The organism is Buttiauxella sp. JUb87 (assembly GCF_004361975.1).
In the GTDB taxonomy this organism is placed as follows: domain Bacteria; phylum Pseudomonadota; class Gammaproteobacteria; order Enterobacterales; family Enterobacteriaceae; genus Buttiauxella; species Buttiauxella ferragutiae.
Window position 1 is genome coordinate 1259131 of record NZ_SNVY01000001.1, and the last position, 17129, is coordinate 1276259.

At 50.9% G+C, this 17129-nt stretch carries 11 protein-coding genes; 8 read left to right on the top strand and 3 right to left on the bottom strand.

What is annotated here, in order from left to right; genetic code table 11:
* Nucleotides 1-11 precede the first annotated feature (11 nt).
* The 4 genes from EC843_RS05985 (at nucleotide 12) to yegQ (ending at nucleotide 5523) form a co-directional block, all read left to right on the top strand.
* A complete protein-coding gene (locus EC843_RS05985) occupies nucleotides 12-1214 on the top strand; it encodes a PcfJ domain-containing protein (RefSeq protein WP_133521896.1) in 1203 nt (400 codons plus the stop codon).
* Nucleotides 1215-1246: 32 nt separating this feature from the next.
* Nucleotides 1247-1933, top strand: coding sequence for a DUF1266 domain-containing protein (locus tag EC843_RS05990; RefSeq protein WP_133522072.1), 687 nt, complete (start codon nucleotides 1247-1249; stop codon nucleotides 1931-1933).
* An 11-nt stretch (nucleotides 1934-1944) separates the two neighbouring features.
* Entirely contained in the window at nucleotides 1945-4053 is a 2109-nt protein-coding gene (locus EC843_RS05995; RefSeq protein WP_133521897.1) for a DUF4034 domain-containing protein, read from the top strand.
* A 108-nt stretch (nucleotides 4054-4161) separates the two neighbouring features.
* Nucleotides 4162-5523 carry a tRNA 5-hydroxyuridine modification protein YegQ gene (gene yegQ, locus EC843_RS06000; RefSeq protein WP_133521898.1) on the top strand — a complete coding sequence of 454 codons (1362 nt, stop codon included), beginning with the start codon at nucleotides 4162-4164 and terminating at the stop codon, nucleotides 5521-5523.
* 409 nt (nucleotides 5524-5932) lie between these two features.
* Here the strand turns inward: yegQ and EC843_RS06005 are convergent, their stop codons facing one another.
* Both EC843_RS06005 and EC843_RS06010 read right to left on the bottom strand, forming a co-directional pair.
* Nucleotides 5933-8302 carry a diguanylate cyclase gene (locus tag EC843_RS06005; protein WP_133521899.1) on the bottom strand — a complete coding sequence of 790 codons (2370 nt, stop codon included), beginning with the start codon at nucleotides 8300-8302 and terminating at the stop codon, nucleotides 5933-5935.
* A 247-nt stretch (nucleotides 8303-8549) separates the two neighbouring features.
* Nucleotides 8550-10694, bottom strand: coding sequence for an autotransporter domain-containing protein (locus tag EC843_RS06010; protein ID WP_232886676.1), 2145 nt, complete (start codon nucleotides 10692-10694; stop codon nucleotides 8550-8552).
* Between the two features lie 886 nt (nucleotides 10695-11580).
* Here EC843_RS06010 and yegS point away from each other — a divergent pair.
* Nucleotides 11581-12480, top strand: a complete 900-nt coding sequence (gene yegS / locus EC843_RS06015; protein WP_064545154.1) for a lipid kinase YegS — start codon at nucleotides 11581-11583, stop codon at nucleotides 12478-12480.
* Between the two features lie 75 nt (nucleotides 12481-12555).
* Here yegS and fbaB read toward each other — a convergent pair whose 3' ends face one another.
* Nucleotides 12556-13608, bottom strand: a complete 1053-nt coding sequence (fbaB, locus tag EC843_RS06020) for a class I fructose-bisphosphate aldolase (RefSeq protein WP_064545152.1) — start codon at nucleotides 13606-13608, stop codon at nucleotides 12556-12558.
* 263 nt (nucleotides 13609-13871) lie between these two features.
* Here fbaB and EC843_RS06025 point away from each other — a divergent pair, with 263 nt between their 5' ends.
* Genes EC843_RS06025 through EC843_RS06035 form a run of 3 tightly spaced genes read left to right on the top strand, consistent with a single transcriptional unit; the run spans nucleotide 13872 to nucleotide 17114 of the window.
* The gene (locus tag EC843_RS06025; RefSeq protein ID WP_133521901.1) at nucleotides 13872-15149 is read left to right on the top strand and encodes a nucleoside permease; all 1278 of its coding nucleotides are present in this window, start codon (nucleotides 13872-13874) and stop codon (nucleotides 15147-15149) included.
* Entirely contained in the window at nucleotides 15149-16165 is a 1017-nt protein-coding gene (locus tag EC843_RS06030) for an ADP-ribosylglycohydrolase family protein (protein ID WP_133521902.1), read from the top strand. The genes EC843_RS06025 and EC843_RS06030 overlap by 1 nt, the downstream gene beginning before the upstream one ends.
* A complete protein-coding gene (locus EC843_RS06035; protein WP_064545146.1) occupies nucleotides 16152-17114 on the top strand; it encodes a PfkB family carbohydrate kinase in 963 nt (320 codons plus the stop codon). The genes EC843_RS06030 and EC843_RS06035 overlap by 14 nt, the downstream gene beginning before the upstream one ends.
* The last annotated feature ends 15 nt before the right edge of the window (nucleotides 17115-17129 follow it).

The following is a 17129-nucleotide window of genomic DNA, read 5'->3' on the forward strand; positions in this document are numbered from 1 at the left end:
AAGGGAAAGCCATGTGTGACAATAACGCTCAAAAAACCTATCAACCGCGCAATGTCATCAACTCGACCGATGTCATGGCGACAATCGTCATGCGCAGTGAACAGCGCAGCGATAGCGAAGACATTCGCCGCTGGTTGGCCAACCATTTTTATCGCTGGGTGATTGGCAGTTTCCCTCACGTAAACCCGGTACGCAACGCAATTGATTACGCCACCTGGTTCGGAACCGGCACTGACATGCCTGCATGGTTACCGCCGAAACTGGCCGACGGCGGCACGTTCTATTATCTCGACCCACAGCATCCGGACATCCACGCCACTGAGCGTAATGTGGTGGAATTTCTCTCCCGCCAAAACGACACCCGTCTGGCTGGAAAACTACAGCGTATTAACTGTTTTACCGTACTGGAGATGCGCGAGGCTGAGCATAAAAAAATGCAGCGCCGCCGTCAGCAAGGCTGGTGCCCCACCACCCAGGAGGTGCTGAAAAAAGTCATCAGCGTGGCCAGCGGGACGCTGTATGAGTTTGACGCCACGCATCCGGCGCTACGCAGTGAAATGGCCTATGAATCCTGGCATATGCAGCACTGTGTGGGGCACTTCCAGGATGCTAACGCCCTCACTGGCGGTTACGGCGATCACTATGCCAGCCACCTTGAACAGGGGTCGATGCGCCTGTTCAGCCTGCGCGACGATAACAATATTCCCCACGTCACCATCAGCCTGCGGGTCACCTCGGATGGGCCTGAGATCGAGCAGATCAAAGGTAAGCAAAACCGCCATCCGGTAAAAAAATACGCCACCGACGTTCTGCATTTACTGCGCCATGTTGCCCCGCTACCGGTACGCCATGCCGACTGCGAAGGCATGGGTATCGTTTATGAAAAGACAGCGGAACATCAAGGCTGGAAATTCATTACCGATATCCAGGACGAGGGATTTCTGCTGAGCGTGCTACACAACAATTTCCATTTGCTGCAACACTTCGCCACGCCGCCCATCGCGTTCCAGTGGTTGCTGCTTCACAGCGCGCCAGGCGAACTGCACCATCTGCAAGCCATTGACCCGACGGTGGCAACCGCGGCTGAAATGCTGTATCCGCAAAAAAAATGGCACCCGACATTTGCCGGGAAAAACACCAGCAGCGAACCGTTTGAAATTGAAGGCCTCACGCTGCAAACCACCCGCTATCTTACCGCTGACGAGAGGAAGTAACGTTGCATCTCCTCCTTTCACTGCTAATCGCCATGCTGATTATTTTCTGGAGAGCCAGAAAAAAAGCGAAGCGAGCTAAAACCAGAACAGCGCAAGAACCAGGAAAAGAACATCTTGAGAAAAGACGCCACGATACCCGTCGACGCCAATGGGCACTGGCGCTGGCTGATATTCTCATGTTGCGTAACGGGCTTAAAACTAAAGACATCACGCTAACGTTCAAGATTGATAACGCTAAACGCCAGCAACTGGCGCAACAGGTAAAAAAAGAACTCGGGCTGAAAGAAGATCTTGATGGCGGCGCACTACGCGGACAAGTGGCTGATATTTTAAATCATTGGCCTGGCGGTGTGGGTCAAACACCCTACGGTTTTTATGACCAGTTAGCCGCCCGTGGGCAGGTACGCGACGCACTGGCTTTCGACTGCGCGCGCACCGCCTTTCTAACACGCTGCATCGCCGGGTTAGGCTGGTGCAGTGAAGAACAAGCGTGGCTGGTTTTACTGCTCAACGGCCAGCGCGCCCAGGACTGTTTCAGCAGTTGGGAAGATTACGCCACCGCCTACGTGCGCGCTCGCCAGATCTGGCTGGAACTCCACCGCACCCCAGCGACGGTTGCCGGGCGCGATCTTCAGATCGTCATGCAATATCTGGAGGATCCGTTCAGTCACTGGCGGGCATTGCCGTGGAATGAATTTAAAATTTTCGAACTGAATTGAGGGATGAACACATGGAACTGAACGATGCCGTTATTAACGCCACCGCGACAATGTGTAACAGCAAAATGGAGGAAAATAGCGGGCAACGAGAGTGGTTTATCGCCGACATTGCCAGCCAGCTGCAAGCGAAACGCTACGACGAACTGGACGCCCTGTTTAACCATGCGCTGGCGGAAAGCTTCACCAGCCGCGAGGCGGAAAGACGCTACTTCCACGCCTGGACACAGATGTGTAACCCCCTCAATGATATGGAGCCACTGGTTGAAGCTGGCCCAGAAGGGTTGGCGCTGATCAAAGCCTGGCAAAATGCCCGCCCGCGTTCCACTCACGCCTGGCTTGCCGAAGCGCAATACTGGAACCATCGTGCCTGGCTATACCGCAGCTACGGCTGGGCGCGCGATACGACGGACGCAATGTGGGTTTGCGCCAGCGCCTGCAATGAACAGATGGTGATTGCTGCAATCAACGCTATTGACTGCGAACCGCGCCAGTGGATGGCGGCCTCACTCGCCAGCACCAACGCGCAGGTATTTGGCGAACCCGACTGGCTGGCTGATTTTCTGGAAGGTGCAGAGACTGCTGGCGCCGCTGGCGTACCGAAACTGGCTAAATTTCATCTGCGTTCACCGCAAGAAATGGACGCGCTGATGGCGTATTCCGGTTTATCACTGGACAAAGCCGTCTGCCCCTCCCTGCCACGCCCACAGGTGCTGCCAGCACCCGACAACGAATCCCCCCAAAAATACTGGATAACAGTATGTCTGGCCATTTTCCCGACGGCATACCACGCGCTGGACGAGTATCTTCCGTTTCGCATGCCACGCTGGCGCGGTTCCCATCAAGAAATTGAGGAGTTCCTCGCATCGCCATCCTGTGCGCATCTGTCTGATAGCGAGCGTGAGCACCTGGAACTGCTGATCTGGTGGGACGAATGCCGCGACCTGCGCATCAAAGATATTGACTCCCCAGCAACCCTTGAGAAAACCATCGCCAAAGCGGAAGCCATTGCCTGCCATGCCCGCAACCAGGAAGACCGCCACAATGCGCTGGAATGGCTGCTGGACTGCTATGACGACTCAAAGAATGAAGAAGCACTTTGGCGCTGTATCCAGCGAGTAGTCATGGAGAAAAAGAGCCTAAGTAACTATTTCACCTATCAGGCACTCAAATTTGCGCTCCGCGATTTCCCGGACAGCCACTGGATTTATAATTTTATTTGCCAAAACTCACAACAGGCAGAAGGCTGGGCGGCGTTGATTTATCGCGGTTATTTCCAGCACGCAGGGCTGTTTGGCTTTGAGAAAAATGAACAACAGGGTAACGCCTGGCTTGCGAAAGTTTCAGCCATAAAATACAGCGCGACCTGGAAATGGACCATCCGCTCCTTCGGTTGGCTCAACCGCCCGGAGTATTGCGTAGCGCTGGCAGAAGCTGGTGCGCAGCGTAATATCCCCGGCGCACTCCAATGGCTGGGTGATGAGTATAACAATCGTATCGATGGCACTCTTGTCCCTTATCAAACCGCGACTGCACTGGACTGTTATCAGCGCGCCGCACAAATTTTGCTCGAGCAAATCGCCCTTCGCGACAGCACGCGGAGCCTGATCGCCAATGGCGGTTATAGCGAATATGAAGCGGATTTACGGGATATTCAATTCAGCCTCGCTATCTGTAATCAGCGATTGTGTGAGGAAGAAAGCGACTGTGCTAAGTGGCCCGGCTACGAAAAAAATCTGCTGGATAACCTCTGGCAGGCGCACCAGTTGGGTCACGAACAGGCCTGGGCACTATTCATGCTCAATATTTTTGAAGTCACCGATTTGACGCTGGCACATGCGCATTTGGCGCTGGTGCAGGAAGAAGCTAACAAAGGCACGTTGCAGGCGATGGTGACGCTGTCGCGTTTGTATGGCAACAAGCAGGATAAGACGTTGTTTAATATCAAACAAAGTGCGAGATGGGCCCATTTTGCCGAAGCACTCTATCCGGATAGTGATGTGGTAAGAGATTGCCTGGCTGTGGTGCATTTTGACACGTTCTGGAAACGTTTACGTTACGCCTGGCACACCGCGCGTATCCCGGCCTCCGAACTGCCAGGCGAGGTCAACCCGATGGTGTAGCCGTTTACTCAGGCGCTCACTGGCGATACAATGCCCGCCCTAAAATTGTGCCTTAAAACCATCGCATCCTGTGCGGTGGTTCTGACCTGAAATCAGAACGAGAAAATCATGTTTAAACCAGAACTTCTTTCGCCAGCCGGAACGCTGAAAAATATGCGTTACGCCTTCGCCTATGGCGCCGATGCTGTGTATGCGGGCCAACCGCGTTACAGCCTGCGAGTGCGCAATAACGAATTCAATCACGAAAACCTGCAACTGGGCATCAACGAAGCCCATGAGCTGGGTAAAAAATTCTACGTGGTTGTCAACATTGCCCCGCACAACGCCAAGCTGAAAACCTTTATCCGTGACCTGAAACCGGTTATCGATATGGGCCCGGATGCGCTGATCATGTCCGATCCTGGTTTAATCATGATGGTGCGTGAAGCATTCCCGAAAATGGATGTTCACCTTTCGGTGCAAGCCAACGCCGTAAACTGGGCAACCGTGAAGTTCTGGAAACAAATGGGGCTGACCCGCGTGATCCTTTCCCGTGAACTGTCACTCGAAGAGATCGCCGAAGTGCGTGAACAAGTGCCGGATATGGAACTGGAAATTTTCGTTCACGGCGCATTGTGCATGGCTTATTCAGGCCGCTGCCTGCTTTCTGGTTACATCAACAAGCGCGACCCAAACCAGGGAACCTGCACCAACGCCTGCCGTTGGGAATACAAAGTTGAAGAAGGCAAAGAAGATGATGTCGGTAATATCGTGCATCTTCATGAGCCGATTCCGGTACAAAATATCGAGCCAACTTTGGGCGCAGGCGCACCGACTGACAAAGTGTTTATGATGGAAGAAGCCAAACGCCCAGGTGAATACATGACCGCGTTCGAAGACGAACACGGCACTTACATCATGAACTCGAAAGATCTGCGCGCCATTGAACACGTTGAACGCCTGACCAAAATGGGCGTGCACTCACTGAAAATCGAAGGCCGCACCAAATCCTATTACTACTGCGCGCGTACCGCTCAGGTTTATCGCCGCGCGATTGACGATGCCGCTGCCGGTAAGCCATTCGACCCAACGCTGCTGACCACACTTGAAGGTTTGGCACATCGCGGCTACACCGAAGGTTTCTTGCGCCGTCACAATCACGACTCGTATCAGAATTATGATTACGGCCATTCGGTTTCTGAAACCCAACAGTTTGTCGGCGAATTTACCGGTGAGCGTCGTGGCGAGCTGGCGGCGGTAAAAGTGAAGAATAAATTCCTGCTCGGCGACAGCCTGGAATTAATGACGCCGCAAGGTAACGTCACTTTTACGCTGGAAGTGCTGGAAAATACTAAAGCGCAGCCGATTGACGTGGCTCCGGGCGATGGTCACACCGTATGGATGCCTGTGCCGGAAGATGTCTCGCTGGATTATGCGCTGCTGATGCGCAATTTGGCAGGTCAGACCTCACGCGATCCTCACGCTAAATAGTTAATTTAGGGGATTTTTTAGCGCAAGAGGATTTCTTAGAAACCGATCACATACCGCTTCGTTAGATGCGGTTATTATCGCTGAGCTGAAAAACATAACCCATAAATTCAAGCTATACCCTAAATAATTCGAATTGTAGAAAGGCGGCAACGCAGTGAATCCCCAGTCAGTTATTCAAGTAAGTGACTGGGGTGAACGAGGAAAGCCAACGCATCTACAATTTGAAGTATGATGGGTATGTACCAGGAACCACCTCATTGGCCTGTGCAATCTCCCTTGCGCAGGCCTTCTTTTTTGTACTTATCCCGTTTGAGGTGCTTTTTACATCCAGTAGATTGGTTGCTCGTGACGCAGTGTGCCATCGCAAAAGCAACGGCACTCTTCAATGCTGTTCCCCCAGGCGTCAGGGCTAATGAAGACTATTGCACTGAAGTCCTCGGCGCATGACATATTCTGTATCCGGGGTCGGCTTACAAAACACTTCCACTGCATTGCTGCCACTCTTTTTGGCACGGTACATGGCTTCGTCACCAGAATGCAGTAAATCGCGAGCGTTATCTGCCAGGTCTGGGTACATCACCACACCGATACTTGATGAAATATCCAGCTCCACACCATCGTCCATGATGAAAGGTTTTTCAAGAAAGGCACGGATTTTCTCAGCCACCAAAACAGCATCTTCTGTGTTGCTAACATCAGGCAGGAGGATAACGAATTCATCGCCGCCGATGCGCGTGGCAATATCAGACGCTCGTAGAACAGCCTGTATCCGGCTCGCAACCTGCATCAGTAACCAATCGCCGGCATTGTGCCCATACTGATCGTTGACCACCTTGAACTTATCCAAATCAATAAACAGCAGTGACAACTTGCGCTTTTCCCGCTGGGCGAGCGCAAGCATTTGCCCAAGCCGCTCTTCCATCATCCGCCGATTGGGCAAACCGGTCAGCGGATCGACAAACGCCATGTTGCGGATGGCTTCCTCCGCAGCTTTACGCTCTGTGATATCCATCATGACGCCCACTACACCCGCCACTTCGCTGTTGCTGTCGTGGAATACTGCCTTGCTAAACACCCCGTCCCGACATGATCCATCGCGATGCACTATCCTCGCTTCATAGGCCATAGAACCTGGATGATCTAACAGAGCGATGTCTGCCTCGACAAAGACCTGAGCCACTTCCTGAGGCCAGAGATCGAAAGCGTTTTTGCCCAGGACTTCTTCGGGTGATTTTCCTTTGAGTTCTTCGAACGCCCTGTTACACATCAGATAGCGTCCGGCACAGTCTTTAGCGAATACCGGGTTAGGGATTGCGTTGATGAGGGTTTGCGCAAACAGTAATTGGTTGGCGAGTTCTTCACGAACCTGAGCCAGTGCTTTCTCCGCCGTCTTACGCTTGGTGATGTTCCGCGAGCTGCCCACTGCGTGGGTCGGTTTTCCTGCGTAGTCCAGCATGATAGTCGCCGCTGCCTCGATAGGGACACAATGCCCTTCCCTGTGCAAGACCTCTGTCTCAATATGGATGAAACGGCCCGTCATATCACCGTCATTAACGCGCTGAAAATGCTCCGCCAGTACATCTCGACACTGCCTGAATGAGTCCGGTGACATCGAGGCAGCCAGACAGTGACTGGACAATTCTTCCTGCTTCCAGCCACGCAATCTCTCCACTGAAGGGCTGATATAGCTGTACTGCATCGAGGGGTATTGCATCACCCAGACCACATCGTTACTGTTTTCTGCTATCAGGCGATAGAGTACCTGGCTTTCATGCAATGCCTCGGCCAGACGCGAACGCTCGATGACCATTTGCGCGAGCCGGGCGTAGTCTTCTAGCAGGGCAAGGTCATGGATATCCGGTACTGCTGGCGCTCGTTTATACAGGGTGAAGACTCCGAGGATTTCCCCTTCATTGTTTTTGATAGGCTGAGCCCAGGATGCACGCATTCCGAGGTCGAGCGCTTTTTCACGCTTTTCGGCCCAGCATGGATGTGTTGCCACATCCTCCGCAATGACTGTTTCTCCACGAAGAACGGCTGTCACAGCAGACCCGAATCCTTCCAATATTGGGAGACACTTTGTCGCGCTTAACCACGCCTCAGACAAATCAGGTGCGGAACATCCTCTCAGCTCTCGGCCATCGTCAGAAACTAACAATACAGCTCCCTGCATGCCGGGACGATACTCATTGATAATACTCACCATGGTGTCCAGTACTCTGGACAGTGGAGCATTCTGACTCAGTTGCTCCAGCACCTGATTGTTCAGCCACAGAATATGGTTACGTGCAGACAATTCACGGGTGCGTTCCCTGGCCAGTTCCTCGAGCTTGCGGTTTTGCTCTCGCATTGCAATCAATGGGTAAATTTCGTCTTGCTGACCTGAACTGTACGGAATAGAGATACCGCTATGCGCAATTTTCCAGTCATCATTTTCTAGTCGGAAAATCAATACCAGCCGGGCCGTTTCGTTCGACAAAATTTGATCAACAATGGGCAAATGAATATGGAAGAAGGCTGTGACCACCACCACATCGTCACTGACATCCTGGAAAGAAAGATCCAGCGTTTCGATGCGCAGACGTTCGGGTATTTGTGCGAAATCCTGGCGGGTTATTTCCACCCACTCATCCGAGTTTTTGACCAGAAAATCACCGCTGCCGGTGTAGCCACTGAAATTGTTACTGAACCGCGTGGTTAGGCGTTCATCGCGTGCTGCGTACATCTCGATGTACTCGTTGTACAACGATCGGATAAGTTCCTGGCGGTCTTGCTGCATTTGCGGCCCATCATAATTATTATTGTATGGGTCAGAACCCTACCTCAATGAGATAGGGTGAGCTTTGATCTTATACAACATCAGTTATAATTCAGACCTGTTATCATTCACCCAAATTATCAATACCATCACTCAGAAGAAGATGAAGCACCACTTTGGCATGTTCAGATGCAGTAGGTGTAATAGTGCGGGCTCCCACAAAGCCGCAGATACTGCGACAGCATCTGCAGCTTGCAGGGTATTAACATTACCAGTGGTAGGAATAACTCAACCCAACCTGCATACCGTCGTTCTGATAATCAGTCGTCTGGTAACCGACATTCCCGCGCAGGGTTGAATTAGGGGTGATGTAATAATTTACGCCGACTTGTGCATAAGGCTTAACGCTTTGGCTATCGCCACGGTCGTAAATAGAATCCGCATCGTTGACATACTGAATCAAGCCGGTGAACGCATCACGTTTATGATGAAGCTTAATATCAGCACCGACACCCGCATCTAATTCGACAGACTCAGTGAGCTGATGATTCATATCAACACCTAACTGAAGATCGAAGTTTTCATTGCCCATGCGCCCATAAGTAGCAGGGAAATCAATATTATCTTGTTCAGTGTAACCGGCACGAGAAACCTTATGATATTTCAGCGCAGCCAGTGGGGTTACGCGTGTTTGTTCGTTGAGAACAATACCGTAACTGGCGGTTAAGCTGGCGTAATAACCTTTAATTTTAGAATTCCCTTTGCCCGCTTCTGTCCCATATTGAGCGGCACGGCTAATTTCCAGTCCTTGTTGTAAGAAGGCCGCTGAAATTTCCGAACTGAAGCCGACGTTATCTTTATTTTCCTGGTAACGTAACCACGTCCCCACGCCAGGTTGGTTATTCCCACTGGTTTTATAACCTTCGACCAGATTAGTATGATTGGCTAAATTCAGTGACCCACCCATCGTCCAGTTTTCTGCCGGGAAACGGAATGAACCAAACAGACCTGTCGCAATACGGTTATTTTGGTGAACGTCATCATACTGGGTAAATAAACCTACGCAGTGGTCACTATCGCCCATCTGGCAACGGCTTTCAGCCAGGTTATATAACGCGGTCTGATAGAGATCGAGAATCTTATAGCCGTTTTCTGCCATTTTGTTGATTGACTGGCGTGTTTTATTGATATCAATTGGGTCTGATACCAAGGGCACTGTCGGCTCACGCGGATCAATCGGTACAATCGGGTCAACTGGTTTTGGTGGTTGAGTGCGATCATCCGTGTCCGGCGGAACAATTGGGTCAACTGGCTTCTGCGGGTCAACCGGATCAACTGGTTTCGGTGGATCAACTGGGTCTACCGGTTTTGGTGGGTCAATCGGGTCAACGGGCTTCTGTGGTTCAACGGGTTTAGACGGCTCAAGTGGCGTCATACCTGTGGAATAGTGTAATTTCCACAGCACTGCGCTCGTTTCGCCGTTATTCGTTTCTACATACCCGGCAACCACTTTGCCATCATCAGAAATCGCCTCGGCGCTGGACTCGCCACCATTCAGGCTTTTATCCAGAGGGCTTAGCTCGAACATTTTGTTCGCGCTTGAGACATAGACAAATCCGCGCTGATTATCATCTTCATTCCATGAAGAACCGACAATAAATTCGCCATCATGTGAAACCGCAGATGCAGATGAAAAACCGGTATTGTCTTTTTTCAGGGTGCCCAGTTCTTTCATGCCTTCGGCATCAGTATGACGAAATGCATGCATTTCATCATTGTCATCATCTGAATAACCCACCGTCACCAGGCCATTTGAAGAGACGGCATTGGCAGCGGATGAACCATCATTATTTTTACGCAAAGAACCTAATGAAACAGCACCTTTAGCATCAGTATATTTAAATGCCTGAGCTTCATTGTTGATTAACGCTCGGCCGACAATAACACTGCCATCGTAGTTGATGCCGTTGGCACTAGAAGGACCGGAATTGCTGTTAGTTAAAAATGAAAGCCCTTCAACTTCTGAAAAACGGTAGGCGTGTTGGTCTGCCAAACCAACAATGGTTTTACCATCACCAGATACCGCAAGAGCAGAAACTTCCTTAAGGCTTTTATCTTTACCTACAATGGTGACGTTACCCGTGACCAGGTTATATACATAGGCTTCTGACTCAGTGGCTTGAGCATCATTAAAGTAACCCGTCGCAACTTCACCGTTATCGGAAATCCCGGTGATATAAACATCACGACCATCGTTATTCAATACTGAGATATCAATATCCTGACCATTTTTTTTGATAAATGAACGGTAAACCTGATCAGATATTTCATAGGTACCACCGATCACACTACCATCAGAAGATATTGCCGTACCTTGCCCGACATTTTTTAAAACCTCGAGTTCATAATCCATTGTTGAAGCAGCATAAGAAATCGAGATATTAGAAACGATTAAAGATGCCAGCAATGACAATTTAAAATTATTAGGTTTATTTAATTTCATAATTAAATTTATTACTTCCAGTAATTATAATATCCATGAAGTACAGGATACTTCTTAAGAAGAAGTACCAGTAGCGAGGTCACTTGTCATGACACGTATCTATATTGGGGGCGAAATATAATGCAACATAAGTGAAATTGACAAGATAATTGTGATAATTTTCGTCGAAAAATAAGAGCGCGTGACTCTTAAAAATCATTAAAAGTTGATTACTGGAAATATTAAAACAATTCAAACCCTGACATTATGTTACTGAAAAACATGACATAGATCACATTTTTCAGGCTCGTTTTCAGCCTCATTCACGCTCGTTTTTCCCTGCCGAAGCGTTCGCCTGCGTGGTTACCGATCTAAGAAAAAGTCTTAGTGAATTATAGCAATTTAAAACCATTTAAAAGATAAAAAAACCAACTCAAATGCAATTTAGTCGCATTTACATCCAAAAATCAACATAACACCAACTTCATCAACTGGTCTGATAACCCTGTTTTTAGTGTTGATGTTAGCTCGATACACCAGGGTTTTACACGCAATCAACGCAGATGAGCCACCGTTATGCAGGCACGACTTTACCTGCCCATTAATTAATAGTGATATTGTTCAGGTTTAATTACGGGAAATATTGTTGACGTAATTCAAATAAATTAACTCGTGAAAAGTACAACATCCTATTAAAAATAAAATCTCTGCCAAGGAACTTCTTTTTTGCTTAACTCCACAGACTCAGCCTGTTCTTACTCGTCATTGCCACAGATAAGATACACTCTGAACTCAACCACATTTCCAGAGGTGTACCATGGAGCAGTTTCCAGTCACGCTTATTATCCTGAACGGCAAAGGTGCGGAAAACGACATCTTGCGTAGCGCCGTGAAGGTCATGCGCGAAGAAGGATATACGTTACATATTCGCGTCACCTGGGAAAAAGGGGATGCGATTCGTTATGTGGAAGAAGCATCGCGCATAGGCGCAGATACCGTGGTTGCGGGCGGTGGCGATGGCACTATCAACGAAGTGGCGACGGCGCTGGCACAACTTGCTCCGGAACATCGTCCGGTGCTAGGCATTCTCCCGCTAGGCACCGCCAATGATTTTGCCACCAGCGTCGGCATTCCTCAGGAACTCGACAAAGCTTTGCAGTTGGCGATTGTCGGTAAAGGTGTCGATATCGACCTGGTGCAGGTTAACGAGTCTTACTTCTTTATCAACATGGCGACCGGTGGTTTTGGCACGCGTATCACCACTGAAACACCAGAAAAACTAAAAGCCGCCCTGGGTGGTATCGCCTATTTTGTTCATGGTTTGATTCGCCTGGACACGCTCAAACCTGACCGCTGCGAAATTCGTGGGGAAGGTTTTGAATGGCAAGGTGATGCGCTGGTGATCGGTATCGGCAATGGCCGCCAGGCAGGTGGTGGGCAGGAACTTTGCCCCCAGGCATTGATTAATGATGGTTTGTTAGAGTTGCGGATTTTCACTGGCGAAGAGTTGCTGCCAGCAATTTTTAAAACTCTGACGCAATCAGACGACAACCCCAATATTATTGACGGGCGTTCATCCTGGTTTGAGATAACCGCCCCGCACGATATTACCTTTAACCTTGATGGCGAGCCGCTGACCAGCCAGAAATTCCGCATTGATATCCATCCCAATGCGCTCAGTTGCCGCTTGCCGCCAAACTGCCCGCTGCTGGGTTAATTCCCGGATGAGTGCCCTCACCCTAATCCTCTCCCACAGGCGCTGGAGCTAGCCTTCAGGGAGAGGGGCAATAAATCAGGCGATAGTCACTTTGCTATCCAGATAAACATCCTGAACCGCATTAATTAACTTAACGCCCTCAGACATAGATTTCTTAAAGGCTTTGCGCCCCAGAATCAGCCCCATACCGCCTGCGCGTTTGTTAATTACCGCAGTGCGCACCGCGTCAGTCAGGTCAGTTTCACCACCAGCAGCACCGCCGGAGTTTATCAGCCCGGCCCGGCCCATATAACAGTTCGCCAGTTGATAACGCACCAGATCGATCGGGTTATCGCTAGTCAGTTTGGTGTAAACACGGTCGTCGGTATAACCAAAGTTCACCGCCTTGTAGCCGCCGTTATTTTCCGCCATCTTCTGTTTCACAATATCCGCGCCAATTGTGGCCGCCAGATGGTTCGCCTGCCCGGTGAGATCAGCACTAACGTGGTAATCCACGCCATCTTTTTTGAAATCTGGGTTACGCAGATACGCCCACAGCACAGTAACCAGCCCCAGTTCATGCGCACGTTCAAACGCCACCGAGATCTCTTCAATCTGGCGGCGTGATTCCGGCGAACCAAAGTAAATGGTCGCGCCGACCGCCACCGCGCCCATATTGAACGCCTGCTCAACACTGGCGTACAACGTCTGGTCAAAGGTATTTGGGTAACTCAGCGTTTCGTTGTGGTTCAGCTTGACGAGGAAAGGAATGCGGTGCGCGTAGCGGCGCGACACAGAGGCCAGCACGCCATAGGTTGAGGCAACACAATTACAGCCCGCTTCAATCGCCAGCTCAACAATGTTTTTGGGATCAAAATAGAGTGGATTGGCCGCAAACGATGCCCCAGCAGAGTGTTCCACACCCTGATCGACAGGTAAAATAGACAGGTAACCGGTGCCTGCCAGCCGCCCGGTGTTATACAGCGTCTGCATATTACGGAGCACCGCAGGCGGGCGGTTGTTATCCACCATCACGCGGTCTACATAATCCGAGCCAGGCAGAGACAACTGGTCTGCCGGAATAGTCATACAACGATGCTGTAACAAGCCGTCGGCATCTTTGCCAAGCAACTGCGCAATATCAGTCATAATACGCTCCCGTTATTTCAGCGAGCGCCCTGCCCGCTGTTGATGAATAGTCCTGCTAAAAAACAAGCAGACCTAATCCTGGTCGTGAGTGGCGTTCTTCGCCACTCCGGGAGCACTTTTGGTTGGTTTTGGGTTGTATAGTCTGGTAAACACGGATGCGTTTTTTTGCCACACCGATCATATAATCAACACAAAGGTATTTAAAAGGTATTATTGATTGGTATGGTTATGGTGTACCCAACACAATCATGAAGGTTCAACGTATGAAACGTACAACAATTAGCCTTTCATTCATGATGTTTATTGAATGGTTTATCTGGGGCGCCTGGTTCGTCCCGCTTTGGCTGTTCCTCAACAAAAGTGGCTTTAGCCCAACTGAAATCGGCTGGTCTTACGCCTGTACCGCTATCGCCGCTATTCTGTCGCCGATTCTGGTCGGCTCGCTGACCGACCGTTTCTTTGCCGCGCAAAAGGTGCTGGCACTGTTGATGTTTGTCGGTGCGGTGCTGATGTATCTGGCGGCGCAACAAACCGAGTTTGTCTATTTCTTCCCGCTGCTGCTGGCCTATTCCCTGACCTACATGCCAACCATCGCGCTGACTAACAGCATCGCATTTTCCAATGTCGACGATGTGGAGCGGGACTTCCCGCGCATTCGTGTAATGGGCACTATCGGCTGGATTGCCTCGGGTTTAGTGTGCGGTTTCTTGCCGCAAATGCTCGGTTTTAGCGATATCTCGCCCACCAACGTTCCGTTACTGATAACCGCCGGTAGCTCATTGCTGCTGGGTATTTTTGCGCTGGCCTTGCCCAACACACCACCAAAAAGCACCGGCAAAATGAGCCTGAAAGTGATGCTCGGTCTTGATGCGATTGTGTTGCTCAAAGACAAAAACTTCCTGGTCTTTTTCTTCTGCTCATTCCTGTTTGCTATGCCGCTGGCGTTCTATTACATCTTCGCCAACGGGTATCTGACCGAAGTCGGTATGCATAACGCCACTGGATGGATGACGCTGGGCCAGTTCTCCGAAATCTTCTTTATGCTGGCGCTGCCATTCTTTATTAAGCGCTTTGGCATTAAAAAGGTATTACTGCTTGGTCTTATCACCGCCGCCATCCGCTACGGCTTCTTCGTTTACGGTGGCGCCGACCACATCTTTACCTACGGCCTGCTGTTCCTTGGCATTCTGTTGCACGGCGTGAGTTACGACTTTTATTACGTCACCGCCTACATTTACGTTGATAAAAAAGCGCCCGTCCATATGCGCACCGCAGCACAAGGGCTGATTACGCTGTGTTGTCAGGGGTTCGGTAGCCTGCTCGGCTATCGCATCGGTGCAGCAATGATGGAAAAAATGTTCGCCTACCCAACGCCTGTAAACGGCCAGACCTTCAACTGGGCCGGAATGTGGGGCTTTGGCGCCATCATGATCACAGTCATTACCGTGCTGTTTATGGTGTTTTTCCGCGAGTCGGACAAAGAGATCACCACTATTGCCGTTGCTGGCAACCAAACTGAAAAAGATTTAAAGGAAGCATAATGATGGAAAATCGAATTCTTGGAGCCTTTTATGGCCAGGCGTTAGGTGATGCAATGGGAATGCCGTCGGAGTTGTGGCCACGCTCGCGGGTGAAAGCGCACTTTGGCTGGATTGACCGCTTCCTGCCCGGCCCTGCGGAAAATAACGCCGCCTGTTATTTTAACCGGGCAGAGTTTACTGACGACACCTCGATGGCGCTGGCGCTGGCGGACGCGATTATCGAACATGATGGCGTGATTAATGCCGATACCATTGGCCGCCACATTTTAAGCTGGGCTGAAGGCTTTGATGCGTTCAATAAAAACGTCCTCGGCCCGACATCAAAGATTGCATTGAATGCGATTAAACAAGGCACGCCGGTTAGCGCGCTGGAAAACAATGGCGTAACCAACGGGGCGGCGATGCGCGCTTCACCGTTGGGCTGCCTGCTGCCTACCGGCAATCTTGATGCTTTTATTGATGAAGTGGCGCTCGCCTCAAGCCCGACGCACAAATCCGACCTCGCCCTTGCCGGTGCGGTGGTCATTGCCTGGGCAATTTCGAAAGCCATTGAAGGAACAAGCTGGGAAACCATCTGCGATGAACTGCCGTCGATTGCTCGCCACGCGCAGGAAAAGCGAGTCACCACGTTTAATGCCTCCCTTGGGGCGCGTATTGAACTGGCGTTAAATGTTGCCAGAACCGCGCGCGGCACCGAGTCTGGCATGGAACAGATTTATCAACTGGTCGGTACCGGCACCAGCACTATTGAGTCTGTCGCGGCAGCCATTGCGATGGTGGAACTGGCGCAAACCAATCCTAACCGCTGCGCGATTTTATGCGCCAACCTCGGCGGCGATACCGATACCATTGGGGCGATGGCGACGGCGATTTGTGGTGCGCTTCATGGCGTAGAAAGCATTGATAGCGAACTTAAACGCGAGCTTGATGATGTCAACCAGCTCGATTTTACGCGCTACAGCCGCCTGTTTATGGGCTATCGCCAGCAAAGGGAGGCGCGCAATGAAAGCCGCTGAATTACGTTCCCGCTTACCAGGGCTGGCAGCAAAACGCCCGGTTTGCGTACTCGGTTCGGCGGTGATTGATGTCATTGCCGACGCTTACTCTCTGCCGTGGCGCGGTTGCGATATCGAGCTGCAACAACAAAGCGTGAATATCGGCGGCTGTGCGCTGAATATCGCACTAACACTGTCACGCCTCGGCATCGCTTCGAAAAATGCGCTGCCCATTGGCCAGGGAACCTGGGCGGATATCATCCGCAGCAGTCTTGAAAAACAAGGCATCGAAAGCGAAATCCACACCAACAGCGGCGATAACGGCTGGTGCCTGGCGCTGGTCGAGCCGGATGGCGAAAGAACGTTTATGTCGTTTCGTGGTGTCGAACATCAGTGGAATCAACCGTGGCTGGATAAGTTACAGCTCGCTCCTGGCACTTTGCTGTCGCTTTCGGGTTATCAACTGGCCGGGCCATGTGCGGAACTGTTGGTGAGCTGGCTTGAATCGCTGAACGGCGTCACGGCATTTATCGATTTTGGCCCACGCATTGCTGATATTCCCGCCCCGCTGCTGACGCGGATTATGGCCTGCAAACCGATTGTTTCGCTTAACCGCCAGGAGGCCGCGATTGCAGCCGAATGGCTGGAGGTGGCTGGCGACAATATAGAAGGGATTTGCCGTGCCTGGCTTGAACGTTATGACGCGCCGCTCATCGTGCGGCTCGATAAACAAGGCGCGTGGTTTGGCTCCCACGACGCCATCGCGCTGGTGGCTCCTTTCCCGGCACAAGTGGTTGATACCATTGGTGCGGGCGATAGCCATGCGGGCGGCACGTTAGCGGGGCTGGCTGCAGGATGGAGTCTGGCAGAAGCAGTTTGTCTGGGAAATGCAGTTGCGTCTTATGTTGTCAGCCATCGGGGCGGCGACTGTGCGCCGTTTCTGGAACAACTATACCGATACCCAAAATAATTCGAGCGGCATCGC